At 72.9% G+C, this 24241-nt stretch carries 24 protein-coding genes and 1 pseudogene; 12 read left to right on the forward strand and 13 right to left on the reverse strand.

From position 1 onward, the window contains the following. The first annotated feature begins 31 nt into the window (after positions 1-31). Entirely contained in the window at positions 32-2101 is a 2070-nt protein-coding gene (flhA, locus tag JOD66_RS06985) for a flagellar biosynthesis protein FlhA (RefSeq protein WP_204836175.1), read from the forward strand. Positions 2102-2106: 5 nt separating this feature from the next. Further along, positions 2107-2379, forward strand: coding sequence for a hypothetical protein (locus tag JOD66_RS06990; protein ID WP_204836176.1), 273 nt, complete (start codon positions 2107-2109; stop codon positions 2377-2379). Here JOD66_RS06990 and JOD66_RS06995 read toward each other — a convergent pair. Beyond that, complete coding sequence (locus tag JOD66_RS06995) at positions 2360-3940, reverse strand: GAF domain-containing sensor histidine kinase (RefSeq protein ID WP_204836177.1); 1581 nt, start codon at positions 3938-3940, stop codon at positions 2360-2362. The two genes, JOD66_RS06990 and JOD66_RS06995, sit on opposite strands and share 20 nt — an antisense overlap. 207 nt (positions 3941-4147) lie before the next feature. On the opposite strand from JOD66_RS06995, the gene JOD66_RS07000 reads away from it, so the two are divergent. Next, a complete protein-coding gene (locus tag JOD66_RS07000; RefSeq protein ID WP_204836178.1) occupies positions 4148-6151 on the forward strand; it encodes a FlgD immunoglobulin-like domain containing protein in 2004 nt (667 codons plus the stop codon). 22 nt (positions 6152-6173) lie between these two features. Here JOD66_RS07000 and JOD66_RS07005 read toward each other — a convergent pair whose 3' ends face one another. Beyond that, positions 6174-6614, reverse strand: coding sequence for a YiiD C-terminal domain-containing protein (locus JOD66_RS07005; protein ID WP_204836179.1), 441 nt, complete (start codon positions 6612-6614; stop codon positions 6174-6176). A gap of 31 nt (positions 6615-6645) precedes the next feature. Next, entirely contained in the window at positions 6646-7236 is a 591-nt protein-coding gene (locus JOD66_RS07010; protein ID WP_204836180.1) for a hypothetical protein, read from the reverse strand. Positions 7237-7306: 70 nt separating this feature from the next. On the opposite strand from JOD66_RS07010, the pseudogene JOD66_RS29715 reads away from it, so the two are divergent. Next, positions 7307-7909 (forward strand): annotated as a pseudogene (locus JOD66_RS29715) (AraC family transcriptional regulator); the annotation flags it as partial. Between the two features lie 117 nt (positions 7910-8026). After that, complete coding sequence (locus tag JOD66_RS29720; RefSeq protein ID WP_372442826.1) at positions 8027-8350, forward strand: helix-turn-helix transcriptional regulator; 324 nt, start codon at positions 8027-8029, stop codon at positions 8348-8350. A gap of 17 nt (positions 8351-8367) precedes the next feature. Here JOD66_RS29720 and JOD66_RS07025 read toward each other — a convergent pair whose 3' ends face one another. The 3 genes from JOD66_RS07025 to JOD66_RS07035 all read right to left on the reverse strand — a co-directional run bounded on the left by JOD66_RS07025 (position 8368) and on the right by JOD66_RS07035 (position 11155). Next, positions 8368-9180: an alpha/beta fold hydrolase gene (locus tag JOD66_RS07025; RefSeq protein WP_204836183.1), complete on the reverse strand. Its 813-nt coding sequence runs from the start codon at positions 9178-9180 to the stop codon at positions 8368-8370. 137 nt (positions 9181-9317) lie between these two features. Beyond that, positions 9318-10751, reverse strand: coding sequence for an HNH endonuclease signature motif containing protein (locus JOD66_RS07030; RefSeq protein WP_204836184.1), 1434 nt, complete (start codon positions 10749-10751; stop codon positions 9318-9320). A gap of 62 nt (positions 10752-10813) precedes the next feature. Continuing rightward, positions 10814-11155, reverse strand: a complete 342-nt coding sequence (locus JOD66_RS07035; RefSeq protein ID WP_204836185.1) for a DUF2200 domain-containing protein — start codon at positions 11153-11155, stop codon at positions 10814-10816. A 46-nt stretch (positions 11156-11201) separates the two neighbouring features. Here JOD66_RS07035 and JOD66_RS07040 point away from each other — a divergent pair, with 46 nt between their 5' ends. From JOD66_RS07040 to JOD66_RS07055, 4 genes are all read left to right on the forward strand, one after another. Beyond that, entirely contained in the window at positions 11202-13169 is a 1968-nt protein-coding gene (locus tag JOD66_RS07040; RefSeq protein ID WP_204836186.1) for an MFS transporter, read from the forward strand. 35 nt (positions 13170-13204) lie between these two features. Then, the gene (locus JOD66_RS07045) at positions 13205-13873 is read left to right on the forward strand and encodes a nitroreductase (RefSeq protein WP_239545119.1); all 669 of its coding nucleotides are present in this window, start codon (positions 13205-13207) and stop codon (positions 13871-13873) included. Further along, complete coding sequence (locus JOD66_RS07050) at positions 13870-14619, forward strand: enoyl-CoA hydratase-related protein (RefSeq protein ID WP_307823362.1); 750 nt, start codon at positions 13870-13872, stop codon at positions 14617-14619. Before JOD66_RS07045 ends, JOD66_RS07050 begins: the two co-directional genes overlap by 4 nt. A gap of 61 nt (positions 14620-14680) precedes the next feature. Then, the gene (locus tag JOD66_RS07055) at positions 14681-16264 is read left to right on the forward strand and encodes a fatty acyl-CoA synthetase (protein ID WP_204836187.1); all 1584 of its coding nucleotides are present in this window, start codon (positions 14681-14683) and stop codon (positions 16262-16264) included. Between the two features lie 16 nt (positions 16265-16280). Here the strand turns inward: JOD66_RS07055 and JOD66_RS07060 are convergent, their stop codons facing one another. Genes JOD66_RS07060 through JOD66_RS07085 form a run of 6 tightly spaced genes read right to left on the reverse strand, consistent with a single transcriptional unit; the run spans position 16281 to position 20674 of the window. Further along, positions 16281-16946, reverse strand: a complete 666-nt coding sequence (locus JOD66_RS07060; protein ID WP_204836188.1) for a hypothetical protein — start codon at positions 16944-16946, stop codon at positions 16281-16283. After that, positions 16943-18046: a hypothetical protein gene (locus tag JOD66_RS07065; protein WP_204836189.1), complete on the reverse strand. Its 1104-nt coding sequence runs from the start codon at positions 18044-18046 to the stop codon at positions 16943-16945. The genes JOD66_RS07060 and JOD66_RS07065 overlap by 4 nt, the downstream gene beginning before the upstream one ends. Beyond that, positions 18043-18333, reverse strand: a complete 291-nt coding sequence (locus tag JOD66_RS07070; protein ID WP_204836190.1) for a hypothetical protein — start codon at positions 18331-18333, stop codon at positions 18043-18045. The genes JOD66_RS07065 and JOD66_RS07070 overlap by 4 nt, the downstream gene beginning before the upstream one ends. After that, positions 18333-18713, reverse strand: coding sequence for an SAV_915 family protein (locus JOD66_RS07075; protein WP_204836191.1), 381 nt, complete (start codon positions 18711-18713; stop codon positions 18333-18335). The genes JOD66_RS07070 and JOD66_RS07075 overlap by 1 nt, the downstream gene beginning before the upstream one ends. 57 nt (positions 18714-18770) lie before the next feature. Further along, positions 18771-19625: an SMP-30/gluconolactonase/LRE family protein gene (locus JOD66_RS07080; RefSeq protein ID WP_204836192.1), complete on the reverse strand. Its 855-nt coding sequence runs from the start codon at positions 19623-19625 to the stop codon at positions 18771-18773. Then, entirely contained in the window at positions 19622-20674 is a 1053-nt protein-coding gene (locus JOD66_RS07085; RefSeq protein ID WP_204836193.1) for an LLM class flavin-dependent oxidoreductase, read from the reverse strand. Before JOD66_RS07085 ends, JOD66_RS07080 begins: the two co-directional genes overlap by 4 nt. A gap of 81 nt (positions 20675-20755) precedes the next feature. Here JOD66_RS07085 and JOD66_RS07090 point away from each other — a divergent pair, with 81 nt between their 5' ends. The 3 genes from JOD66_RS07090 to JOD66_RS07100 are packed head-to-tail and all read left to right on the forward strand — an operon-like array spanning position 20756 to position 23364. Then, entirely contained in the window at positions 20756-21922 is a 1167-nt protein-coding gene (locus JOD66_RS07090; protein ID WP_204836194.1) for an acyl-CoA dehydrogenase family protein, read from the forward strand. A gap of 42 nt (positions 21923-21964) precedes the next feature. Beyond that, complete coding sequence (locus JOD66_RS07095; protein ID WP_204836195.1) at positions 21965-22858, forward strand: HpcH/HpaI aldolase/citrate lyase family protein; 894 nt, start codon at positions 21965-21967, stop codon at positions 22856-22858. 50 nt (positions 22859-22908) lie between these two features. Further along, positions 22909-23364 carry a MaoC family dehydratase gene (locus JOD66_RS07100; RefSeq protein ID WP_204836196.1) on the forward strand — a complete coding sequence of 152 codons (456 nt, stop codon included), beginning with the start codon at positions 22909-22911 and terminating at the stop codon, positions 23362-23364. On the opposite strand, the gene JOD66_RS07105 is transcribed toward JOD66_RS07100, so the two are convergent. Further along, positions 23339-24202: an amidohydrolase family protein gene (locus JOD66_RS07105; protein ID WP_204836197.1), complete on the reverse strand. Its 864-nt coding sequence runs from the start codon at positions 24200-24202 to the stop codon at positions 23339-23341. The genes JOD66_RS07100 and JOD66_RS07105 overlap by 26 nt on opposite strands. Between the last annotated feature and the right edge of the window lie 39 nt (positions 24203-24241).

The raw sequence follows: 24241 nt of genomic DNA on the forward strand, positions 1-24241 counted from the left end.
GCGCGACCGGTCGAGAGGCTGTAGCCACCGCATGTCCGTGAAGTCGCTGACCCGGCTCGGAGTGCCCCTGGGCATCGTGCTGATCGTCGTCATGCTCGTGGTGCCGCTGCCGGCGGTCGTCCTGGACCTGATGATCGCGCTCAACATCACCGGTGCCCTGCTGGTGCTGATGGTCGCGATGTTCATCCACAAGCCCCTGGAGTTCTCCGCGTTCCCGTCCGTCATCCTCGTCATGACGCTGTTCCGGCTGGCTCTCAACGTGAGCGCCACCCGCCTGGTCCTCCTCGACGGGTACGCCGGCAAGGTGATCGACACCTTCGGCCACTTCGTGGTCGGCGGCTCCCTGATCGTCGGGCTGATCGTGTTCGCGATCCTGCTCGTCATCCAGTTCGTCGTCATCACCAATGGCGCCGGCCGGGTCGCCGAGGTCGGCGCGCGGTTCACCCTCGACGCGATGCCGGGCAAGCAGATGGCGATCGACGCGGACCTGAACTCGGGCCTCATCGACGAGGAGGAGGCCCGGCGACGGCGGGCGGAGGTGCACGCGGAGGCGGACTTCCACGGCGCGATGGACGGTGCGTCCAAGTTCGTGAAGGGCGACGCGATCGCGGCGATCGTGATCACGTTGGTCAACCTGCTCGGCGGGTTCGCGATCGGCGTCGCCCAGTACGGCATGCCCTTCGGGGAGGCGATCAACACCTACTCGCTGCTGTCGATCGGCGACGGCCTGGTCTCCCAGGTGCCCGCGCTGCTGCTCAGCGTCGCGACCGGCCTGATCGTGACCCGCGCGGTGGCCGACTCCGACATGGGCTCCGACATCGTCGGCCAGATCTTCAAGCGCAGGATGCCGCTGCGCGTCGCCGGCTTCGGCGCGCTCGCCCTCTGCGCGATCCCCGGCCTGCCGAAGCTGCCCTTCCTGGTGGCGGGCGGGCTGATGCTGCTCGGCGCGAGCCGGATCGACGAGTCCGCCGGCGACGGTACGGCGAGCACCGACGCGGAGACCGCCGCCGGCGAGCTGGCGCAGGTCCCCGACACCCCCGAGGCGCTGATCAACGAGATCCGGGTCGACCCGCTGGGGCTCGAGCTGTCCGCCGACCTGATCGACCTCGTCGACGCCCGCTCCGGTGGCGACCTGCTGGACCGGGTCAAGGCGCTGCGCCGCAAGGTGGCCGGCGAGCTCGGCATCGTGATCCCGCCGGTGCGCACCCGCGACAACCTCGAGCTGCCGGCGAGCACCTACGCCATCACGCTGTACGGCGCCGAGCTGGCCCGCGGCGAGGCGCCGCGCGGGACGGTGCTGGCGATCGGCGAGTTCCTCGACTCACTGCCGGGCACCCCGACCCGGGAGCCGGTGTTCGGCCTGGACGCGAAGTGGATCCCGGCCGAGCTGCGGCACCAGGCCGAGATCGGCGGCGCGACGGTCGTCGACCGCGCGTCCGTGGTCACCACCCACCTGGCCGAGGTCGTGCACCAGCACGCCAGCCGGCTGCTCGGCCGCGAGGACGTCCGGCTGCTCACCGACGTGGTCAAGCGCAGCCACCCCGTCGTCATCGAGGAGCTCACCCCCACCCAGCTTCCGCTCGGCGAGGTGCAGCGGGTGCTCCGGGCACTGCTGGACGAGCGGATCCCCATCCGCGACCTGGTACGGATCTTCGAGGCCCTCTCGGTCCGCGCCGCCGTCAGCAAGGACCTCGACGGCCTGGTCGAGGCCGCCCGCTCCGCGCTCGAGCCCGCGCTCGCCGCGCCGTACGTCACCGACGGGGTGCTGCACGCGATCAGCTTCGAACCGCTGCTCGAGCAGCACCTGCTGGAGGCGCTGCGGCCGACCGAGCAGGGCGCCGTGGTGGTGCTGGACCCCGACCTCGCGCAGCGGCTGCTGGTCAACCTGGCCCAGGCCGTGCAGGCGGCCGAGAACACCGACGTGCGTCCGGTCCTGGTCTGCGCGCCCGCGCTTCGTGCCGCCGTACGCCGGCTGGTGGCGCCGACCGTCGAGCGCCTCCCCGTCCTCTCGTACGCCGAGCTCGGCGCGGCCCACGAGGTCCGCTCGGTCGCCGTCGTGTCCGCCACCGGGGCCCGTCCCGCACTCGGAGCAGGAGTCTGATCGTCATGATGCTCGACCTGCGCGTGTTCGTGCTCGCCGCCGTCGTCGCCTCGCCCGCCGCCTACCTGGTGGCACACGGCGAGCTCACCCTCGACGAGGCACTGACCCGGCTGCTGGTGGTGATGGTGGGCGCCACGGCTGCCGCCCTCACGATCCGCACCCTGTGGCCGCTGCTCGCCGGCGCGACGCCGGAGCCGCTCGACGCCGAACCGGCCGAGGTCGCCGAACCGGCCGAGGTCGCGGATCCGGCCGACGAGCTCAGCCCACGGCCGGAATGACCCACTCGAGCACGGTGCCCTGACCGGGCGCCGAGCTCACCAGCAGGTGCCCACCGAGCTCCTCGGCCCGGGAGCGCAGGTTGCCGGTGCCGTGCCCGGCGGACGCTACCGTCGGGTCGAAGCCCACGCCGTCGTCGACCACCCGGAGCCGGAACCAGGCCGACGAGGCGGTCAGCTCCACGGTCACGGTGGACGCCGCGGCGTGCCGGGCGACGTTCGACAGCGCCTCGCGCAGCGTGCCCAGGACGTGCGCGCCGGCCTCGGGCACGAGTGCGCGGTCGACCGGGCCCTGGATGCGCAGCAGCGGCTGGAAGCCCAGCACGGGGGCGTACTCGGTGAGCAGCCCGCGCACGTCCTCGAGCAGCGGCCGGTCCGAGCCGGTGCCGAGCTCGAAGATCACCGAGCGCAGCTCCTTGATCACGCCGTCGAGCTCGGCCACCGCGCCGTCGACCCGGGTCCGCAGCTCGGCCGGGTCGAGGTCGCGAGCACCCTGGAGCTGCATCCCGGTCGCGAACAGCCGCTGGATGACCAGGTCGTGGAGGTCGCGGGCGATCCGGTCACGGTCCCGCGCCACGAGCAGCTGGGCCCGCTCCCGCAGCGCCTGTCGCCGGTCGAGGATCAGCCCGAGCTGGGCCGCGGTCACCGCGACAAGGTCGAGCATGATCTCGCGCAACGACGGCGACTCCTCGGCACGGTCGACGAGGATCACGCCCGGACCGGCGAGCCGGGTGTGGACGGGGACGACGAGCGTCGTGCGGTGGTGCTCCCCCGGCAGTCGGGCCGGGATCCGGGAGGCGGTCACCTCGCGGATCTGCTCGGCGTACCGCTCCACCACGCGCGGCGCGGCCAAGGTGTCGCCGGTGACCTGGCGGACCTCGAGCAGCCCGGTGTCGACCCGGACGTAGGCCACCAGCCGCGCGCCGCACAGCTCGCGCAGCGAGATCACCAGCTCGTCGAGGGCCTCCTCGACGCTGGCGGTCCCGGTCAGGTCGCGGCCGATCTCACCGGTGGCGGCAAGCCACCGGCGGCGCCACTCGACCTGCTCGTAGGCGCGGGCGTTGTCGATCATCGTGCCGGCCGCGCGCGCGAGCGCCTCGACCAGCGCCTGGTCGGTCGCGGTGAACTCGACGCCGCCGCGCTTGTTGCCGAGGTAGAGATGGCCGAAGGCACGCTCGCGGACCAGCACCGGCGCGCCGAGGAAGCGGTCGATCGTCGGGTGGCTGTCGGGGAACGAGCCGGACGAGACCGGGTGCTCGGCGACGTGCGCCACCCGGATCGAGCGCCGCTCGCGGGGCACCAGCCCCAGCAGGCCGTGCCCCTCCGGCATCCGCCCGATCTTGTCGAAGCGCTCCCCCACGGCCGCATTGGGCACCAGGTCGACGAAGTCACCCTGGTCGTCGACGATCCCCAGCACGCCGAACTCGGCATCGGTGAGTTCGCAGGATGCCTCGACGATGCGGGTCAGCACACCGCGCAGGTCCAGGTCGGAGCCGATCGCGACGACCGCGTCCAACAGGGCGCGGGCCTCGGCCGGCAGCTCGAGCTCCTGGTCCAGGTCCATCGGGTGTCGATCCCCTCCCGCAGCGAACGTCGACCTGTGAAGGCTATCCCTTTACTTTCTCGCGCCACCAACCGCGCATGCCGTTCATCGGCACCGGGACCCAGGTCCTGAGGCATCCGGGACGGGGTACCCGGAACCAGGCGTGGGAAGCCGTCACCAAAGTGCTGGCTCGCGGGTTGAGGGGGCGACGCCGACGAAGGAGTGGACATGGGGCGCTGGCTGAGGATCGCGACGACGGTGCTCGCGCTGACCATCTCGGGAGCGGCGCTGCCCGCGGCCCAGGCGGCCGACCCGGCCGTGCAGATCAGCTTCGACACCCAGCCGAAGGTGACCTTCGCGACGGGCCTCACCTCGTCGGTGGGCACGACCGGCGCGAGCGCCTCCGTCACGCTGCGCGTCACCCGTCCCTCCGCGGTCACGCTCCAGGTGCTCGCGGCGTCGGGCGCCGTGGTCCGCACCTTCGAGACCGTCCGGGCGATCGACGTCTTCTACGAGCTCACCTGGCGGTTCACGGACGCGGCCGGCGCCGACCTTCCCGAGGGCGACTACACGCTGCGGGTCGAAGCCACCGACAGGGACGGCGGGCGAGACGTCGAGAGCTACCCGTTGCCGCTCGACCGGCACACCGTCATCCCGCTCCAGGGCGTGGTCAACGGCGCCACCTACGCCACCAACGCCACGATGTCCGTCGGCCCCAAGCCCGGAGTGACGCTGCGCGCCGCGCAGTTCCTGGTGAACGACGGCTCCCCGACGCGGGCGTGCGCCTTGAGCTCATTGCAGAGCCCCGGCCTCGGCGGGCGTGTCCAGTCGACCTTCAAGGTGTCCGACTGCAGGGAGGGCGTCGCCCACGCCTCCGCCGTGGTCGAGTTCACCGACCGGATCGGGGCCCAGCAGCGTGGCTACACCGCCCCGGTCCCGATCCGGATCGTCGACCGGGTCGCTCCGGCCCCGGCGATCGCGCCGTCCTCGACGTCGTCGGACACCCTGTATCTGCGCGACCCCGACCGGTACGAGACCAGCGAGATCGCGTACGACGTCCGCGAGACGAACCAGATCGCCTCGGCCACCTACGACATCCGCAACCCCATCGGCGTGCGGGTCGCGACCGGCGACCTGGTCAGCGAGGGGAGTACGTGGCCCGAGCGCGCGCGGCGGCTCGTGCTGCGCTGGGACGGCACCCGCAACGACGGCACCCGCCTGCCCGCCGGCCGCTACCGGGTCGCCACCAAGTTCACCGACGCGGCCGGGCTGTCCGCCGCCGGTCCGGCGGTGGTCCTCGACCTCGACACGACCGTTCCCGGTACCCTGGCGACCACCCGGGTCGACGGGTACCGCTGGCAGGTCGTGGTGACCCCGAAGGCCGGCGCCGGCGTCACGGGGGTCGCCGTGTCGACGTCCCCCCGCGCGCAGGCCGCCTCGGAGCTGGTGCCCCTCACGTACGACGCCGCCTCCGGCACCTATCGCACCCTGCTCAGCCTGGCCGGACGATCCGACGGGAGCCACCCGCTCCGCGCTCTGATCACCCGCGGCACCGGCGCCGCGGCAACGACCTTCACGACCGCCGACCAGCAGCTCGAGGTGCTGCCCGACGAGGCGCCGCCCGCGGTCACCCCGCCGGCCAACACCCGGCTCTACCTCGGCCTGCCCGGTCAGTACGCCGCCGGCACCTTCCGCTTCGCGGTGAGCGACCAGTCGAGCGTCGGCTCCTCCGACTTCGTGGTCCGCAACGCCGCGGGGACCGTGGTGGACCACGTCGTCGCCGAGGGCGGCGCGGACGTCACGTCCTTCACCTGGGACGGCACCGGCCCCGACGGGAAGGCGCTGCCCGCCGGCGACTACGTCGTCAGCACCACCTTCACCGACGCGGCCGGCAACGCGACCGCCGCCTCCGCGCCGGTGCGCCTCGACGACATCCTGCCGGGGACGCTCGCGGTCGTGGCGGCCACGGGCAACCGGGTCACCGTCGAGCTCACGCCCGCGCCGGGCGTGACCGTGCACGCCGCCGGGGTCGCGCTGATCGGGTCCAGCTGCTGCAACGCGGCGATGGAGAAGGACGCGGTGTCGGGCCGGTTCCGGGTCACCGTCGACCTCGACAGCCGGCCGGCCGGCACCCACTACCTCACCAGCCTGGTGCTGCGGGACACCCCGGGCGCGGCCGACCCGTACGGCTACGTGTGGACCACGCCGGTCGCGGTGCAGGTCAGCCACTGACCCGCCCCACCGGCGGGGCGGGTCAGAACCGGCGCAGCTGGTACAGCCCGCGGGTGCGGGCCACGACCGTGCCCGCCTCGTCGGTGACCTCGGCGACCAGCTCGAAGTCCGACTTGCCCCGCTCGGCGTACTCCGCCAGCACCCGCTCGATCTCGTCGTCCTCGATCCGAGCGCGGGACACGACCGCGGTGGTGGCGGGCCGCAGGAAGTCGATGGTCATCGACTTGATCAGCGGGACGCCGCCCTCGACGGCCAGGGAGGTGCGCGGGAGCAGGCCGCCGAGGACCTCGGCGACCGTGAACAGCGAGCCGGCGTACGCCGTGCCGAAGTGGTTGACGTTCGGCTCGGCGGGGATCCGCGCGGCCACGGCATTGCGCCCCAGCTCGACGATCTCGACCTGCATCGCGTCGAGGATCGGGATGATGCCGCGGACGTCGGCGGTGGTCTGCTGGAGGTCGGTCACGGCGCCACGGTAGCGACCGACGGGGACGAGCTCACCACGGACGCGGCGGCAGATCCCGGATGTACGGCGCCAGGAGGGCGGCGGACTGCTCGACGGTGAGCACCTCCGCGGGGTCGAGCGGGATGATCTCGCGCCGCGACTCGTCGATCTCCCACACGTCCTCGCCGACCAGGCGGCCCTCGTCGTCGTAGGGCCAGATCATGTGCTCGACGTTGGCGACCAGGTAGTGCGCGCCGGGGTCGACGGGAGCGCCGGCCGCCGCCAGCAGCGCGCCGGGCGTCTGCTGGTAGATGGTCGCTGTCGAGACGATCATGTTGTCGCCGACGGCCAGCCGCTCACCGGCGGCGTAGAAGACGCACTGGGCCGTCCCCGTCCACTCCTCGTAGACCGCCTGGACCGCCTCGGCCCCGTCGAGGACGGTCTGGATGCCGAAGACGTTGAAGTGGTAGACCGGCCTCTCGACCGTCATCTCGGGCGCGAAGATCTCCTTCCAGCGCCCGGCCATCTCCAGGTTGCGGTGGCGGTCGTAGGCCTCCAGCAGCCAGCGGTGGCGCGGCTTGGTCGTGGTCTCCATCAGACGACGGACGGCGGCATTGGTCTGGGTGATGTCGAAGCGGCTCATGGCAGCACCCTCGTCGCTCGGGCCGGTCTGAGTCTTGACACCAGGCGACGGGTTCTTGACCCTGGGCGACATGTCCCTCATTCGTGGCACCTCGCTGCAGGGCTACGGAGAGCTCGTCACCGAGTTGGGCGGCGACGTGCGGGCCCTGCTCGACCTCGCTCATCTCCCCGCCGCCGCGGTGGGCGACCACGACAGCTTCATCAGCTATCGCAGCGTGGTGACCGCCCTCGAGGCCGCGGCCACGGCGACCGGCGCCGCCGACTTCGGCCGCCGGCTGGCGACCCGCTAGGGACTGGAGATCCTCGGCCCCCTGGGCGTCGCCGCGCGCACCGCCGGCTCGGTGGGTGCCGCACTGCAGGCCATCGAACAATACCTCTCGGTCTACAGCCCCGCCATCGCGATCACGGTGACCGCGCCCGCGGGCCGGCGGCTCGCGGAGCTGACCTGGCGCATCGCCGTACGCCGCCCGCCGCCGCACCGCCAGGCCGCCGAGCTCGCGCTGGGGGTCTCCGTCCGGGTCTTCCAGCTGCTCGCCGGCGCGGGCTTCGTCCCGCGCTCGGTCCAGCTGCGCCATCAGCCGCTGGGCGACGAGGCGGCGTACCGGACCTACTTCGGCTGCCCCGTCGAGTTCGCCACCGACGGCTACGGCTTCCGGTTCCCGGCCGCGGTGCTCGCCCAGCCCCTCGGCGACGACGGCGACGTGCACGCGGTCGTGCAGCAGTATCTCGGCACGATCGCGGTCCCCGCCGCCTCCGCGACCGCCGACGCGGTGGCCGAGCTGGTGCGGCACATGCTGCCCACGGGCACCCTCGACCTGGACCTGGTCGCGGGCCAGCTCGCGGTGCACCGGCGCACCCTCCAGCGCCAGCTCGCCGAGCAGGGCACCTCCTTCGCCGCGCTCGTCGACCAGGTACGCCGCGACGAGGCCGAGCGCTACCTGCGCGAGACCGACATGCCGCTCGGCCAGCTCGCCGGCGTCCTCGGCCTGAGCGAGCAGAGCGCGCTCTCGCGCGCCAGCCGCCGGTGGTTCGGCCGGCCACCGAAGCAGGTCCGGCAGGAAGCCCGGGCGGTGTCACCGCAGGTCCAGAACGTGCCGCGCGAGGTCAAGACCTGAGCCCGCCGCGTGCTCGGTCAGGCCACGTCGTACGTCGCCCGGCCGAGCCGCGGGTGCGCGGAGCCCTCGAGCAGCACGCCGGCCACCCGGTCGACGTCGTCGATCATGGGCACGTGACCGCAGCCGGGCAGGCTCACGTGGACGGCGTCCGGGAGCGCCCGGCGGGCCCGGCCCGCCTGGTACGGGAGCAGCACCAGGTCGCGGGTGCCCCAAGCGACGGTGACCGGGATGGCCGGGTCGATCGGGCGGTCGAACGGGAAGCCGCCGTCGATGATCGTCTCCAGCGCCGGCCGCGCGTGGACCAGCCCGCGCAGGTCGCCCAGCGCGGCCTCCGGGCTGAGCCGGCCGCCCTTGGTCATCAGCAGCCCGAACGCCGCCGCCCGGCCGGGTCCGGTCTTGAGGATCGCGGGCGCCACCGGCTGCGCGATCGTCGCGGCGCCGGTGAGCAGGGTGAACACCGCACGGATGTAGGCGAAGTCGACCCGATTGCGCCAGAACCCCGCCGGCGCCAGCGTGGTCGCGCTGCTCACCAGGTCGTCGGCCGCCGCCTCCAGGGCGATCCGGCCGCCGAGCGAGTTGCCGGCTATATGGGGCCGGTCGAGGCCCTGCTCGACGAAGAAGTCCTCGAGGATGTCGCGCAGGATGTCGCGCACCGGTCGGCCGTCGGGCACCAACGCCGGCGACTCCCCGTGACCGGGCAGGTCGATGAGGATCACCTCGCGCTCCTCGGCCAGCCGGTCGACCACCGGGTACCACGCCTGCCGGCGGTGTCCGATCCCGTGGACCAGGACGAGCGGCTCCCCCGAGCCGATCCGTTCGTGGGCAAGCATGGCGACCTCGCTCCCTCCGCACCGACGCTGGTGCGACAGATAGGTGCAACGGTGAGTTGCGGATACCGAGGGTATGGGACGTGCTTGCTAGGCGCAAGCACCTGGTCGCACCCCCGGGTCACCCCACCGCTCCCGGCTCAGGCGGCGCGTGGTCGGGCGGGTGCGTAGGCCATCCCGGCCTTGCGGAGGTTGTCGAGGGTGTTGCGTGGTGGTGGTGTCCAGACGGGTTGTCCGGTGTCCTCGTCGATGCGGACCACCCAGGGGGTTTGGTGGGTCAGGGTGTGGTGGTGGCGGCAGAGCATGACGAGGTTGTCGAGACTGGTGGTGCCTTGTTCGGCCCAGTGGGTGATGTGGTGGGCGTCGCAGGCCAGTGGCATGCGGGTGCAGCCGGGGAAGGCGCAGTGTCGGTCCCGGATCACCAGCGCGGTCCACAGGGCGGGGGTGACGAGGCGTTGGGCCCGGCCCACGTCGAGGACCTGGCTGTGGGTGCCGAGGACGGCGGGGATGATCTCGGCGTCACAGGCCATCCGCCGCACCGCGGTCGCGGACAGGCGGGTGCCGCTCGGGGTCTGGCCGTTGCGCGCCAGTCCGGTGTCGATGACTTGTTGGCGGAGGCTGTCGTGGTCGATGAGGACCACCACTCGGGGCTGGGCGCCGTGGTCCCTGGGGAGGTTGCCGGTGAGGTTGCCGGTGAGTTGGTCGGTGAGGGTGAGCCGGTTACACGCCTCGACCAGGGCGTCCCATAGCCGGGCGCCGGCGTCACGGACGTCGCGTCCGTCGTGGGCGCATTCGGGGTCCAGGCAGGCCCGGGCGGTGGCCACCCCGTCGGTGTCGTAGGCCGGGGCCCCGGCCGGCCGGGGGATCCCACCGCAGGCGCTCGGCGCGGAGGTCACCGGCGCCGCGAGCGGCAGCAGGACCGCCTTGATCGCCTCGGTGTCCTCGAGGGTGCCGTAGCCGTTGAGGCGGACCCCGCCGAGACCGTCCTCGGCGAAGGACAGGTGGCGGGCGTGGTGGGCACCGCGTTCGGCCTTGGCCTTCTCCTTGTCTGCGTTGACGAGTGCGGCGTCGGGGTCGAGTCCACGCACCACATCACCGAACGCGTTCTGCAGGTCGGAGGCGTCGTAATGGTGGGTGTCGACCAGTTCCAGCATCGCTCCCGCGACGGCGGTGCGGAACTCGGGGACTCGGGGCAGGGTGTGGACCTTGGCCGCGATCGCGCGGGCCTGGGGCAGGGTCACGTGTCCGGTTTCGAGGGCGGTCTGGACCTCGGGCAGGTCGCGGAGCTGTTCGACCGCGCGGACCAGTCCGCCGCCGCTGCCCTTGTGGCCGCCGGTGAGGTGGGTGAGGTAGTCCTTGACCGAGGCCCAGCCCAGTTCACGGACCGCGTCGGTGGCCTCGAGTCGTTCGATGCCTCGCAGCAGGGCGGCGTCGAGGAACGAGCGGGCCGCTGTGATCGACTCGACCACATTCACCGCATCGAGGCCCTCGAGCTCGTGCCAGTCGAGGCGGGCCAGCTCGGCGGCGCGGTCGGCCGCGGCCGTAGCCGTGGAGAGCGCCCCGAGAGAAGACATGCGCTCATCCTATTCGAACACATGTTCGAACACAAGCGGCCTGTCAAAGCACCCGGGAAGCGTCAGCTGCGCAGCACCTTGTCCATCGCCTTGCCACGGGCGATCTCGTCGACGAGCTTGTCGAGATACCGGATCCGCTGCATCAGCGGGTCCTCGACGTCCTCGACGCGCACGCCGCAGACCACGCCGGTGATCGAGGCGGCCGCCGGGTTGAGCCGAGCGGCGGCGAAGAAGTCCTCGAAGGTCGTGCCGGCGTCGAGGTGGGCGTGCAGCTCGGCGGGCGAGAAGCCGGTGAGCCAGCAGATCGCCTCGTCGAGCTCGTCGCGGGTGCGGCCCTTGCGCTCCACCTTGGCCACGTAGTGGAAGTAGACCGACGAGACGCTCGTCGAGAAGATACGGTGCATAGGGCGCAGCGTAGATGCGGCGCGATCGAGAAGGGATGCCTCCAGCGTGGTCGTCGAACCGATCCGGCCACGCACGAGCCCTGCGGTCATCGTGGCGATGCTGTCGTGCTGCGGCATCGTGGTGTCACTGCAGCAGACCCTGCTCCTCCCCCTGCTGCCGGACCTCCCCCGGCTGATCGGTACGTCGGCCGACAGCGCCTCCTGGCTGGTGACCGCGACCCTGCTCAGCGGCGCGGTGGCGACGCCGACGATCTCCCGGCTCGCCGACATGTACGGCAAGCGCCGGATGATGGTGGTGGCACTGGGCGTCGCCGTGCTGGGGTCCCTGCTGGGGGCGGTGAGCCAGGCGCTCCCGCTGCTGATCGGGGCACGGGCGCTGCAGGGGGTCGGCGTCGCACTGATCCCGGTGGCGATCGCGATCATGCGCGACGAGCTGCCGCGCGACCGGGTGCCGCTGGGCGTGGCGCTGATGAGCGCGACCCTCGCGATCGGCGCCGGCGTGGGTCTGCCGCTGTCGGGACTGATCGTCGAGCATCTCGACTGGCACGCGTCGTTCTGGCTCACCGGGGCGGTCGGGCTCGCGCTCATCGCCGGCACCCTGAGCCTGCTGCCGGAGTCGCCGGTGCGCACCAGCGGCTCCTTCGACCTGCGCGGCGCCGTCCTGCTCTCGGCGGCGCTGACCGCGGTGCTGCTCGCGCTGTCCAAGGGCGGCCAGTGGGGCTGGACCGCGGCCTCGACGCTGGGCTGTCTCGCCGGCGGTGCGGCGGTGCTCGCGGTCTGGGTGCCGCTCGAGCTGCGCACGCCGCGGCCGCTGGTCGACGTCCGGGTCGCGGCCCGGCGCTCGGTCGTCCTGGTGAACCTGGCGTCGGTGTTCGCCGGGTTCTCGATGTTCGCCAACATGCTGGTCACCACCCAGCTGCTCCAGCTGCCGGTCGAGACCGGCTACAGCCGCGGCCTCGACATCCTGCACACCGGCCTGTGGATGGTGCCGAACGCCGCTGCCTTCGGCCTGATGGCTCCCGTCTCGGCGTGGCTGATCCGCCGGATCGGCCCGCAGGCCACGCTGGTCTCCGGCGCCCTGATCATGGGCGTGACCTACGTCTGGCGGGTGTTCTACAGCGCCGACCTGGCGCAGGTCGTGACCGGCTCGGTGATCGTCGGCGTCGGCACCGCCATGGTCTACGGCGCCCTGCCGACCCTGATCATGCGGGCCGTCCCCGTCACCGAGACCGCCTCGGCCAACGGCCTCAACGTGCTGCTCCGCTCCTTCGGCACCTCGACCGCCAGCGCCGCCACCGCCGCGATCACCACCGCCTCCACGCTGACCCTCGCCGGGCGCGAGGTGCCGACCTTCGACGCGCTGCTGCTGCTCTTCTGGCTGGCCGCGGGCTCCGCGCTGGCGACGGCGCTGATCGGCGTACCGATGCTGCGGATGCGGGAGTACGCCGAGGCAGCGGATCGCTCCGGGTCCGAGAACACCACGCGCGCCCAGATCGTGCAGGGCCAGGTGCTCAGCCTCAAGGGATACCCGATCCGGCACGCCGTGGTGACGGTGCTGACCCCGGACGGCCGGGCGGTCGACTGGGGCCAGGCCGATGCCGAGGGTCGGTTCGCGGCCGCCGTACCGGAGCCGGCGGACTACCTCGTGGTCACCTCCGCCGACGGCTGGCGACCGCGCTCGCGGATGATGACCCTCGACAGCGCGGCGCCGGTGCCGCCGATCGTGCTGCGCGAGCGGCTCACCCTGCGCGGCGTCATCCGCGACGCCGAGGAGCGGCCGGTCGTCGACGCGCTGGTCGTCATCACCCGCACCACCGGCGAGCTGGTGGCGACCGTCCGCACCGACCACGAGGGCCGCTACGAGGTGCCGCGCCCCGCCAACGGCCGCTATGTGCTCACCGTCGCCGGGCCCGACGAGGCGCTGGGCGCCCGCACGCTCAGCGTGTGGGAGGAGGCCCGGGACTTCGACCTGCGGCTCGGGACGCCGCTGGCCGACGCGGCCGAGGCGACGTAGCGCGACCTGACCCGACCCGACCGAGAGGACGACCCATGGACTTCGCCGCGCTGATGGCGAGCAGGTGGAGCTGCCGGGAGTACCTGCCCGAGCCGCTCCCCGAGGAGACGGTGACCGAGCTGCTCACGACCGCGCAGCGCACCGCCTCCTGGTGCAACACCCAGCCCTGGCAGGTCCACCTGCTCGACGGCGACGCGCTGGACTGGTTCGCCAAGGAGCTCGGCGCGCACGCCGCGTCCGGCGCGGCAGGCACCGCCGACCTGCCGATGCCGGCGGGCTACAGCGGCGCGTACGCCGACCGGCGACGGGCCGCGGGCTACGCGCTCTACGAGAGCCTCGGCATCGAGCGCTCCGACTTCGGCGCGCGAGCCGAGCAGATGCTGCGGAACTTCTCGTTCTTCGGCGCCCCGCACGCGGTCATCGTCACGACCGACCGTGAGCAGGGCGTCTACGGCGCCATCGACTGCGGCGGCTACGTCGCGAACCTGATGAACGCCGCGCTCGATCTCGGAGTCGGCTCGATCGCCCAGGGCGCGATCGCGATGTACGCCGACCAGGTGCGCGAGCTGCTCGGCCTGCCCGAGGACCGGCTCGTGGTCTGCGCCGTCGCCTTCGGCCGGCCGGCCACGGCGCACCCGGTCAACCGCTTCCGCACCGAGCGCTCCGGACTGGCCGACGTCGTCACCCGGGTGGTGCGCCCGTGAGCGTCCTGGACGTCGAGCGCGACGGCGCCGTGCTGCTGCTCACCTTGAACCGCCCCGCGCAGCGCAACGCCTTCGACCGCGCGCTCGCCGACGCCCTGTCGGCCGCGCTCGACGAGCTGGACGACGACCCGTCGCTGCACGTCGGCATCCTGGCTGCCAACGGCCCCGCCTTCAGCGCCGGCACCGACCTGCACGAGCCGGCCAGCCCGGCCACGTCCCGCGGCGGCGAGTACGGCGTCGTACGCCGGCGGCGGGCCACCCCGCTGATCGCCGCGGTCGAGGGCCCGGCGTACGGCGGTGGCTTCGAGGTGGTGCTGGCCTGCGACCTCGTGGTCGCCGGTCGGGACGCGCGGTTCGGGCTCCCGGAGGTCGCGCGCGGCCTGGCCGCGGTGTGCGGCGCGCTGTTCCGCGCGCCGGACCGGCTGCCGCCCGCGGTGGCGACCGAGCTGCTGCTGACCGGCGACCCGATCGACGCCACCCGCGCCTACGAGGTCGGCCTGGTCAACCGGCTGGTCGACGCCGGAGGGGCCGCGGCGGCCGCGCGCGAGCTGGCCGAGCGGATCCTGCGCAACTCCCCCGACGCGGTCGCCACGACGCTGCGCGCGGTCCAGGAGGCCCGCGGCCCGGCCGAGTCGGTCGGCTGGACCGCCACCGACGCCGCCGCCGCGCGGGTCGCCGGCTCGCCCGACCGGGTCGAGGGGGTCACCGCGTTCTTCGAGAAGCGCGCGCCCCGATGGAGCCGGTAGCCGTCCAGCGCCACGACGACCGGAGGGCCGCTCAGGCGGCAGGCGATATAGCCTGCCCGGCATGAGCGACAGCGACGTCTCCTCGGCCCGCCAGCACACCCTCGGCGACCTGCCCCGCCGCACCGCCCAGCGGGTTCCCGAGAAGGTCGCGGTGATCGACGGCGAGAAGCAGCTGACCTTCGCCGAGCTGGACGCGTACGTCGAGCGCACCGCCGCCGCGCTCACCGCGGCCGGGCTCCGCAAGGGCGACCGGCTGGCCCTGCTCAGCCACAACTGCTGGCAGTTCGCCGTGCTCGACTTCGCCGCCGCCCGCGCCGGCGTGGTGCTGGTGCCGATCAACTTCATGCTCGGCGCCGACGAGATCGCCTTCATCCTCGACCACAGCGGGGCGGCCGGCTTCGTGGCCGAGGACGCGTTGGTGCCCGTGGCGGACGCCGCGCTCGCCGCGGCGGCCGACCCGCAGGTGCGCGAGCGCCGGGCGATCCTCCCCACGGGCGCCACCCCGCCGTCCGGCTGGGAGGACCTCGCCGGGTGGCTGGACCACGACGGCCCGGCGGTCGTCGTACCGATGGCCGACGACGACCCGGTGCGGATGATGTTCACGTCGGGCACCGAGTCGCGGCCGAAGGGCGCGCTGCTGAGCAGCCGGTCGCTGCTGTGGCAGTACGTCTCGTGCGCGCTCGACGGGTCGATGAGCGCCGACGACGTCGAGCTCCACACGCTGCCGCTCTACCACTGCGCCCAGCTCGACTGCTTCCTCGGCACCGACGTCTACCTCGGCGCGACGAGCATCATCCTGCCCGGCCCCGACCCGGCGACCGTGCTGCGGGCGATCGCCGAGCACCGGGTGACCAAGTTCTTCGCCCCGCCGACCGTGTGGATCGGGCTGCTGCGCCACCCCGACTTCGACGCGACCGACCTGTCCAGCCTGCGCAAGGGCTACTACGGCGCCTCGCCGATGCCGGTCGAGGTGCTCCGCGAGCTCCAGGAGCGGCTCCCCGACGTCGCGCTGTGGAACTTCTACGGCCAGACCGAGATGGCCCCGCTCGCCACGATCCTCGGCCCCGACGAGCAGCTGCCGTACGCCGGCTCGGCGGGCCGGCCCTCGCTCAACGTCGAGACCCGGATCGTCGACGACGACGACCAGCCGGTGCCGGCGGGGACGGTCGGCGAGATCGTGCACCGCAGCCCGCACGCCACCCTCGGCTACTACCGCGACGAGGCCAAGACCGCCGAGGCGTTCCGCGGCGGCTGGTTCCACTCCGGCGACCTCGGCTACCTCGACGACACCGGCCACCTCTACGTCGTCGACCGCAAGAAGGACATGATCAAGACCGGCGGCGAGAACGTCGCGAGCCGGGAGGTCGAGGAGGCCATCTACACCCACCCCGACGTCGCGGAGGTCGCCGTCTTCGGCGTCAGCCACCCGCGCTGGGTGGAGGCGGTCGCCGCGGTCGTCGTTCCTCGCGCCGGCGCCGAGCTGGCCGCCGAGGACGTGCTCGCCCACGCGCGGTCGGTGCTCGCGGGCTACAAGGCGCCGAAGTACGTCGTCCTCGCGGACTCCCTGCCCAAGAACCCGAGCGGCAAGATCCTCAAGCGGCAGCTCCGCGACGCCCACGCCGACCTGGCCGCTGGCGAGGGGTAACGGAGCTCAGCCGGACTCAGCGTCGCCCGGCGAGCGCCCGACGGCGGCGCAGCTCGTCGAGCAGCTCGTCCCACGCACCGGGGAAGAGCGAGGCGTGGATCAGCAGCTCCTCACCGCGACCGTGCCGGACGACGATGTCGCGCTCGGCCGTCGGGTGCTGCTCGATGGCGTCGATGTCGCCCCAGGCCAGGTCCGCGCTCCGGCGCCACCCGCGGTAGACGAGCCGCGGGCCGAGCTCTAGGGTCATCCACGGCAGCCTGCCGGCCAGCATCCGCACCAGGACCGGCAACGCGCACAGCGCGCCGAGCGCCAACGCCAGGCGCGCGAGCACGCCGGTCGCCGAGGCCGGACCGGGCTCGCCGATCTCGGCCGGGACCGACAGCCCGACGACGACGCCGAGCAGCACCGACAGCACGACGAGCGCGCGCATCGGCACCTCGAACCCGGCACGGGCCCGCAACCGGAGCGTCTCGCTCGGCTGCCACCCCGCCGGACGCGGGCGGATGACCAGCAGGGCGAGCAGCAGGCCGCCCAGCAGCACGATCAGCAGGCCGACCGCCGCCGCCACCCGGTCGCGCCCGTCGCCGACCACCGCCAGGGCGCCGAGCAGCACGGCCAGACCCGCAACGACCACCCCCAGGCCCAGGACGGCGCGCCGCCGCTGCCCGCGTTGGTCACTCACCACGGGGTCACCTTGTCCCAGCCACCGGAGATCGCGCCGCCCACGTCGTCCAGCTTGTCCTTGGTCCAGCCGCCCAGGTCGTCGAGCTTGTCCTTCACCTCGAACTTGTCGTAGAGCTCGCCGATCCCCCAGGACGCCAGGCCCGCACCGACGACCACGATCCCGGTCACCGCCGCCGCGGGGAGGGTGACCGGGAGCGACGCGAGTCCCGCCGCGATCAGGGTCCCGGCCACGATCCCGCCCCCGACGGTCAGCACCGGCTTCACCCAGTCGCCCGTCGTGACGCCCTCGTAGACGCCGGCGCCGACCGCCAGCGGGAGGCCCGCTTTGCCGAAGAGCTTCGACAGCCGGTCCAGGAACTTGCTCCGCTTGGCCAGGTCGTCGGCGTACTGGGTGCCGCGGGGGCTCTTGACTCGCGCCCGCTTGCGCGGGTCGCCCGAGCGCCGGGAGTCGCGCAGGAACTTCGCCCGCTTGTCCTTGAGCAGGGTCGCCAACGCGGCCAGGCCCACCGCGGTCAGCTCGACCAGGTCCGGGTACTGGGCCTTGATGAACTTCACCAGCTGCCGGATCGCGTCGTCCTCCTCGGCGTCGGTCACCGCCGACGGCATCGTGGAGTCGACCCAGTCCGCGTAGTCGCCGCGGATCTTGACGGCGTCGTCGGCCAAGGTGTCGTAGAGCTTCACGCGACCCACGGCGGCGTCGTGCTCCGCCTCCTCGGGCGAGCCCGGCTCGACCTCCGCCGCGGGGACGTCGGCGGGCGCCTCGATGACGAAGCCGGTCACGGTCAGCCCGCCGTTCGTCGCCCGGGTCCGAAGGGCCGTCATCTTGCCCTGTGCCGAGGTGAGCTCGGCGGCCAGGTCGCCCAACGCCTGCGCCCCTCGCCCGACCCGCTTCTCCTGGGTGTCGGTCGCCTCGACCAGCTTCTGGTTGTAGGCCAGGTAGGCCTCGCCGCCCTCACCGTGCCAGCCGTCCCGGGCGACCTTGCGCGCCTTGACCGCGTTGTCGGAGGTCTCGTCCAGGCCCGCCCTCAGTCCGGCGCGCAGCCAGGTCGCCCAGGCTCGGATGTTGGCGGGATCGCCGGCGATCTCGGTGTCGATCATGCGAGCAGCTTCTCCAGCTTGCGCATCGCCTCGGTGACGGCCTGCTCGGTCAGGCCCAGCTCGGTGGCGGCGTCCAGGATCATCTTCGCGGTGCCCTGGTGCACGAAGGCGAAGTCCGCTCCGGTCGTGGCCAGCGCCGACAGGATCGCGAAGACGTGGTCGCCGGCGATGCCGGCGTCGACCTCGAGCGGTGAGTCCTTGTCGGAGGAGGCGATCCGCAGCCGGGCGAGGCGGTGCATGTGCTCGAGCTGCTCCTCGGTGCCGGCGTCGAGCGAGACCTCCGCCATCAGAACTCCCTCAGCAGTCGGGTCCGGTGCTCCTCGGGTACGGCGACGTCGAGCAGCTTCACGTCATAGGGTCGCACCTCGGCGATCGCGGCGAGCACCGCGGCATCGGCCAGGAGCCAGGGCTGGTCGTCGCCCAGGCAGTCGACGAGCCGGTCGAGCGCGGAGTAGCCCAGGAGGCCGATCCGCCCGTCGGCGAGCCGCAGCAGCGGCACGTCGACCGGCACGCCGTCCTCGTCCAGCCGAGTCGGCACGTAGACGACCGGCGGACCGGGGACGGTCTTCTCCGCGGGCTGCGAACCGACGCCGACGGTGGTGGGGACGGCGAAGGTGGCCGGCGCCGGGGGCGGTGGCCCCGGAGGCGGTGGTGGCGGGCTCTGCACACGAGCCGGGTTCCCTCCCGCGAACCGGGTCAAACTGCCGGCGCCGCCCGGGGGCGGTCAGCCGGCGAAGCGGCGGACCGGCACGCCCCGCACGCCCGGCCGGATCTCCAGCACCGACCCCGCGGGCTCGGCGTGATCGGGCGGGAGCGCGTAGCTGGAGCTGGTCACGAACAGCCGGTCGAGGCCGGCGCCCCCGAAGGCCACGGAGGTGGGGCTGGTGACCGGTACGGGTACGACGACGTCCACCCGGCCGTCGGGCAGGTAGCGCCGCACCTCTCCCGCCTTCAGGACGGCGACCCACACCGCGCCCTCGCGGTCCAGCGCGATGCCGTCGGGCAGCTCGGTCGCCGGGTCCAGCTCGACGAGGGGACCGAGCGGGCGCAGGGTGGTGCCCGGGCCGCGGCGGTAGCGGTCGACGACGGCGCGGCCGGTGTCCACGGCGTAGAGCAGGTCGCCGTGCCACGCGAGTCCGTTGGAGGCGACCAGGCCGTCGAGGACCTGCTCGGCGGAGCCGTCGGGCCGGACCACGTGCAGCCCGGCGTCCGGCTTCATGCGGGGCGAGTAGGTGCCGACCCAGAGCAGGCCGTCGTCGTCGCAGGCTCCGTCGTTGAGCCGGGTCTCGGGGTTGGTGGCCTCGACGTCGACCAGGTCCTCGAGCCGGCCGTCGGCGTCGAGCAGGCCGACCCGGTCGACCTGGGTGACGACGAGGCCTCCGGTACGCCGAGGGAGCGCCAGGCTCACCTCGTCGGGGAGCACGGTCTCGGCGGTGCTCCCGCTGGCCGGGTGCCAGCGCCGGACGGCGCGGGCGCGGATGTCGACCCGGACCAGCGTGCCGGTCCGCTCGTCCCACCACGGCCCCTCGCCCAGCAGGTCGGCCGAGGCGAGCGCCACCACCGGCGCCGCAGGGGTCATGCGGGGTCCGCGAGGTCGCGCCGGGCGGGCTGGGCGCGGAGCGCGGGGAGCACCTCGCGGCCGAAGAGCCGCATCGCGTCGAGGTTCTCCCGGCGGCTCATCGGCGGCCAGCCGAGACGGACCAGGAGCGGATCGACGGGGAGGTCGCGGACGTAGCCGAGCAGCTCGGCGGTGACCTGCTCGGGGGTGCCGAGGACCGCATGGTCGGCGACGGTCGCGGCGAAGTCCCGCTCGAGGTCCTCGCCGCTCATCACCTCGAAGCCCTTGCGGGCGTAGGTGAGGTACTTCCCCTGCGCGACGCGCGCGTACTCGGCGACGGCCTCGTCGCGCGAGGCACCGAGGGTGACATTGCGGCGCAGCGGCTGGGGCCTGAACGCCTTGCCGCGCTCGGCGAAGCCGTCGCGCACGACGGCGAAGCGCTCCGCGATGTCGGCCCGGGTGGCCTCCGGTGGCGTGGCGTAGCCGTCGCCGAAGCGGCCGCACCGTCGTACGCCGGGCAGGGCCTGGGCGCCGATCCAGATGGGCGGGTGCGGGTCCTGGACCGGACGCAGGTGCGGCCGTACGCCGTCGAGCCGCCAGTGGCGCCCGTGGTGGGTGACCTCGTCCTCGGTCCACAGCCGCCGCATCAGCTCCAGCGACTCGTCGAACCGGCTGGCCCGCTGTCGGAACGGGACGTCGAGGTGGTCGAACTCCTCGGCGCGGTAGCCGAGGCCGGCGCCGAAGACCAGCCGGCCCTCGGTGACCACGTCGAGCGTCGCGATCTCCTCGGCGAGCAGCACCGGGTGGTAGAGCGGCGCGACGATGATGTTGGTGACCAGCCGCACGTGCGGGTCGACCTCGGCGGCCAGCCGCGCCATCAGCGGGACCGGCTGCAGCCAGCGCTGCTCGCCGTAGAGGAAGTGCTGGCCGATCGTGAAGTGGTCGAAGCCCAGCTCCTGGCCGGCCTCGACGATCGCGAGCACGTCGGCGAACTGCTCGGCGGCCGAGACCGACGCCACCGGCACGTCGCTCAGCAGCAACCCGACACTGACCATCTGCGCCTCCGGCATCCTTGACCCCGATCAATGCATATTATTAGCATCAACCGGCGACAGCCCGCCAGACTCGGCAGACCAGGAACGAGGACGCCCGTGGACTTCGGCACCGACTCCCTCCATGAGGACATCCGCTCGGCGGTCCGCGAGATGATGAAGCCGTTCGACGACCAGTACTGGATGGAGCACGACCGCGACCACGCCTTCCCGTGGGAGTTCTACGACGCGGTCGCCCAGGCCGGCTGGCTCGGCATCACCATCCCCGAGGAGTACGGCGGCGGCGGGCTGGGCGTGACCGAGGCCGCGATCGTCGAGCACGAGATCTCCGCATCCGGCGGCGGCATGAACGCCTGCAGCGCCGTGCACATCGGCATCTTCGGGCTCGACCCGATCATCCGGCACGGCTCGGAGGACCTGAAGCGACGCTTCCTCCCCCGCGTCCCGAACGGGGACCTGCACATCTCCTTCGCGGTGACCGAGCCGGACGCGGGCACCGACACGACCGGCATCTCGACCTTCGCCCGCAAGGTCGACGGCGGCTTCCGGGTGACGGGCAAGAAGGTCTGGATCACCAAGGCCCAGCAGGCCGAGCGGATGATGCTCCTGGTGCGGACCACCAAGCGCGAGGACTGCGTCAAGCGCACCGACGGGATGACCCTGCTGTTCGCCGAGCTCGACCCCGCGCACGTGCAGATCCGCGAGATCCCCAAGCTGGGCCGCAACTCCGTGAACACCAACGAGCTGTTCATCGACGACCTGTTCGTCGCCGACGAGGACGTCGTGGGCGAGGTCGGCAAGGGCTTCAAGGCGATCCTGTCCGGCCTCAACGCCGAGCGGATCCTCGCGTCCAAGGCCGCGCTCGGGATCGGCCGCGCCGCCGTACGCCGGGCGACCGAGTACGCCAACGACCGCGAGGTCTTCGGGCGCCCGATCGGCCAGAACCAGGCCATCGCCCACCCGATCGCAGAGGCGATGATGCGGCTCGACGCCGCCGAGCTCATGGTCGACAAGGCCGCCTGGCTGCTCGACCACGGCTTCGAGTGCGGCAAGGAGGCCAACATGGGGAAGTTCCTGGCCGCCGACGCCGCGTTCTTCGCCGCGGACCGGGCGCTGCAGACCCACGGCGGCTTCGGCTACGGCAAGGAGTTCCACGTCGAGCGCTACTTCCGCGAGGCCCGCCTCAAGCGCCTGTCCCCCATCAGCCAGGAGATGGTGCTCAACTACCTCAGTGAGCACGTCCTCGGCCTGCCCCGCTCGTACTGAGCTACCCGCCCACGCCACCGACCGCCGTACCCAGGAGTCCTCGTGAAGCCCTACCGCACCGTGCTCTTCGTGCCCGCCCACAAGGCGAGCTGGCTCGACAAGGCCGCCGAGGCCGGCGCCGACGCCGTGTGCCTCGACCTCGAGGACTCCGTCCCCGAGGAGCTCAAGCCCGCCGGGCGCGAGCAGGTCGCCGCCGGCGTCGAGCGGATGGCCGCCTCGCACCCCGCGATGGGCGTCTTCGTGCGGGTCAACGCGATCGGGACGCCGCACTTCGGCAACGACCTCGAGGCCGCCGTCCTCCCGGGCGTCACCGGCATCTTCGCGCCGAAGGTCAACAGCGCCGTCGACGTGCTGCGCTACGACACCATGCTCGACTTCTTCGAGCAGCGCGCCGGCGTCAGCGGCCTGGAGTACATCATCCCCGTCGAGACCATCCACGGCATCCAGAACTGCGAGGAGATCGCCGCCGCGTCCCCCCGCGTCGGCGCGATGATCGGCCCGACCGCCGAGCACGCCGACATCGCCAAGGCGGTGGGCTTCGAGTGGAGCCCCGAGGGCCTGGAGTCGATGGTGCACCGCACCAAGATCATGCTCGCGACGAAGGCGGCCGGCGCGCACCCGCTCACCGCGCTCTGGGAGCGGACCCGCGACCTCGACGGACTGCGCGAGTTCACCACCCGCGGGCGCAAGATGGGCTTCCGCGGCCAGGTGGTGCTGCACCCGACGCACGTACCGGTGGTCAACGAGGTGTTCACACCCGACGCCGAGGCGATCGACTTCTACCGCGGCCTGCTCGAGACCTACCGGGAGGCCGAGAAGCGCGGCGACGGCGCGGTGATGTACGGCGACATCCACGTCGACAAGGCCCACGCCGACAAGGCGGAGGAGTGGCTGGCCCGCGTCGACGAGCTGGCCGACCTCAACGGCGGCGTGTGACCCGCACCCCCACCCCACCGACCCACGCACCGCACCCAGAAGGAGACATCATGGCCGGCCTGTACTTCGAGGACTTCGAGATCGGCAAGCACTACAAGCACGAGTGGTCCCGGACGGTCACCGAGACCGACACGATCCTCTACTGCGGCATCACCATGAACCCCGCGCCGATCCACCTGGACCAGCACTACATGGAGGGCACCATCCACGGCCAGCGCCTGGTGCCGAGCCTGTGGACCGCCGGGGTCATCGGCGGCATGATCGTGCCGGACCTGACCCTCGGCACCACCCTGGGCAACCTCGGCTACACCAAGTTCGACTTCCCGAAGCCGGTCTTCCACGGCGACACCCTGCGGGCCGAGAGCACCATCCTCGACAAGCGGGAGTCCAAGAGCCGCACCGACTCGGGCATCGTCTACTTCGAGCACATCGGCCTCAACCAGCGCGACGAGGTGGTCCACATCGCGCACCGTGCGGGCCTCATGCTCCTTCGGCCGACCGCCTGAGCCGGTAGGTCTCCACCGCGACCCCACGCAGGATGCGGTCCTGCTCGGCCGGCGAGAGCCGAGCGAGCAGGACCCGCACGGCGTCGACCGTGCGGGCGTACTCCCCCGCGCGACGGCTCACCGGCCAGTCCGACCCGAAGAGCAGCCGGTCCGGACCGAACACGGCCAGCAGGTGGTCGACCCACGGCTCGAGGTCGGCGATGCTCCAGCGCGCCGGGTCGGCCATCGTGGTCAGTCCCGAGAGCTTGACCCGGAGCTGGGGCAGCTCACCCAGCCGGGCGACCAGCCGCGCCCACTCCCGGCCAGCCGGCGTACGCCAGCCGCCGGCGACGGGCGGCTTGCCCGCGTGGTCGAGGACCCAGTGCAGCTCGTCGTACGACGCCACCACGCCCGCGCACAGCTCGAGCTGGGCCGGGCGCAGCATCAGGTCGCAGGCCAGGTCGCGCTCGGCCAGGGCCCGGGGTCCGGGACCGGCGGCGAAGGCGGCCAGCCAGGCGCCGGGGTCGGCCTCGGCCTGTGCCTGGTGCCGTACGCCGACCAGTGGACCCCGCGCGGCGAGCTCGTCGAGGCGGTCGCCGACGTCCGGCGCCAGCAGGTCGGTCCAGCCCACGACCCCGGCCAGCCGGTCGGTGCGCGCGGCGAGGTCGAGGAAGTCCGTCGTCTCGTCGGGATCGTTGACCACCTGCACGAGCACCGCCTCGGCCACCCCGGCGGCGTCCAGCCCGGCCTCGAGCTCGGGCCACTCGTGGTCGCGGTGGATGAGCGCCATCGTGGCCGGGTCGAGCCAGGGCTGCGGCCGGTCGCCGAGCCGCCACAGGTGGGCATGGGCATCGATCACGACGAGACCTCCGACTGCGGGTGCGGAGCTCCGGCAGAC

It is taken from the genome of Nocardioides nitrophenolicus, assembly GCF_016907515.1.
GTDB lineage: Bacteria > Actinomycetota > Actinomycetes > Propionibacteriales > Nocardioidaceae > Nocardioides > Nocardioides nitrophenolicus.

Excerpts from the sequence above, each read along its gene's own strand:
- JOD66_RS07025 (WP_204836183.1), bottom strand. The coding sequence starts at position 9,180 with ATGCTTGCCCACGAACGGATCGGCTCGGGGGAGCCGCTCGTCCTGGTC.
- JOD66_RS07070 (WP_204836190.1), bottom strand. The coding sequence starts at position 18,333 with ATGGCGGAGGTCTCGCTCGACGCCGGCACCGAGGAGCAGCTCGAGCAC.
- JOD66_RS07065 (WP_204836189.1), bottom strand. The coding sequence starts at position 18,046 with ATGATCGACACCGAGATCGCCGGCGATCCCGCCAACATCCGAGCCTGG.
- JOD66_RS07080 (WP_204836192.1), bottom strand. The coding sequence starts at position 19,625 with ATGACCCCTGCGGCGCCGGTGGTGGCGCTCGCCTCGGCCGACCTGCTG.
- JOD66_RS07000 (WP_204836178.1), top strand. The coding sequence starts at position 4,148 with ATGGGGCGCTGGCTGAGGATCGCGACGACGGTGCTCGCGCTGACCATC.
- JOD66_RS29720 (WP_372442826.1), top strand. The coding sequence starts at position 8,027 with ATGCTGCCCACGGGCACCCTCGACCTGGACCTGGTCGCGGGCCAGCTC.
- JOD66_RS06990 (WP_204836176.1), top strand. The coding sequence starts at position 2,107 with ATGATGCTCGACCTGCGCGTGTTCGTGCTCGCCGCCGTCGTCGCCTCG.
- JOD66_RS07085 (WP_204836193.1), bottom strand. The coding sequence starts at position 20,674 with ATGCCGGAGGCGCAGATGGTCAGTGTCGGGTTGCTGCTGAGCGACGTG.
- JOD66_RS06995 (WP_204836177.1), bottom strand. The coding sequence starts at position 3,940 with ATGGACCTGGACCAGGAGCTCGAGCTGCCGGCCGAGGCCCGCGCCCTG.
- flhA (WP_204836175.1), top strand. The coding sequence starts at position 32 with ATGTCCGTGAAGTCGCTGACCCGGCTCGGAGTGCCCCTGGGCATCGTG.
- JOD66_RS07055 (WP_204836187.1), top strand. The coding sequence starts at position 14,681 with ATGAGCGACAGCGACGTCTCCTCGGCCCGCCAGCACACCCTCGGCGAC.
- JOD66_RS07100 (WP_204836196.1), top strand. The coding sequence starts at position 22,909 with ATGGCCGGCCTGTACTTCGAGGACTTCGAGATCGGCAAGCACTACAAG.
- JOD66_RS07035 (WP_204836185.1), bottom strand. The coding sequence starts at position 11,155 with ATGCACCGTATCTTCTCGACGAGCGTCTCGTCGGTCTACTTCCACTAC.
- JOD66_RS07010 (WP_204836180.1), bottom strand. The coding sequence starts at position 7,236 with ATGAGCCGCTTCGACATCACCCAGACCAATGCCGCCGTCCGTCGTCTG.
- JOD66_RS07045 (WP_239545119.1), top strand. The coding sequence starts at position 13,205 with ATGGACTTCGCCGCGCTGATGGCGAGCAGGTGGAGCTGCCGGGAGTAC.
- JOD66_RS07030 (WP_204836184.1), bottom strand. The coding sequence starts at position 10,751 with ATGTCTTCTCTCGGGGCGCTCTCCACGGCTACGGCCGCGGCCGACCGC.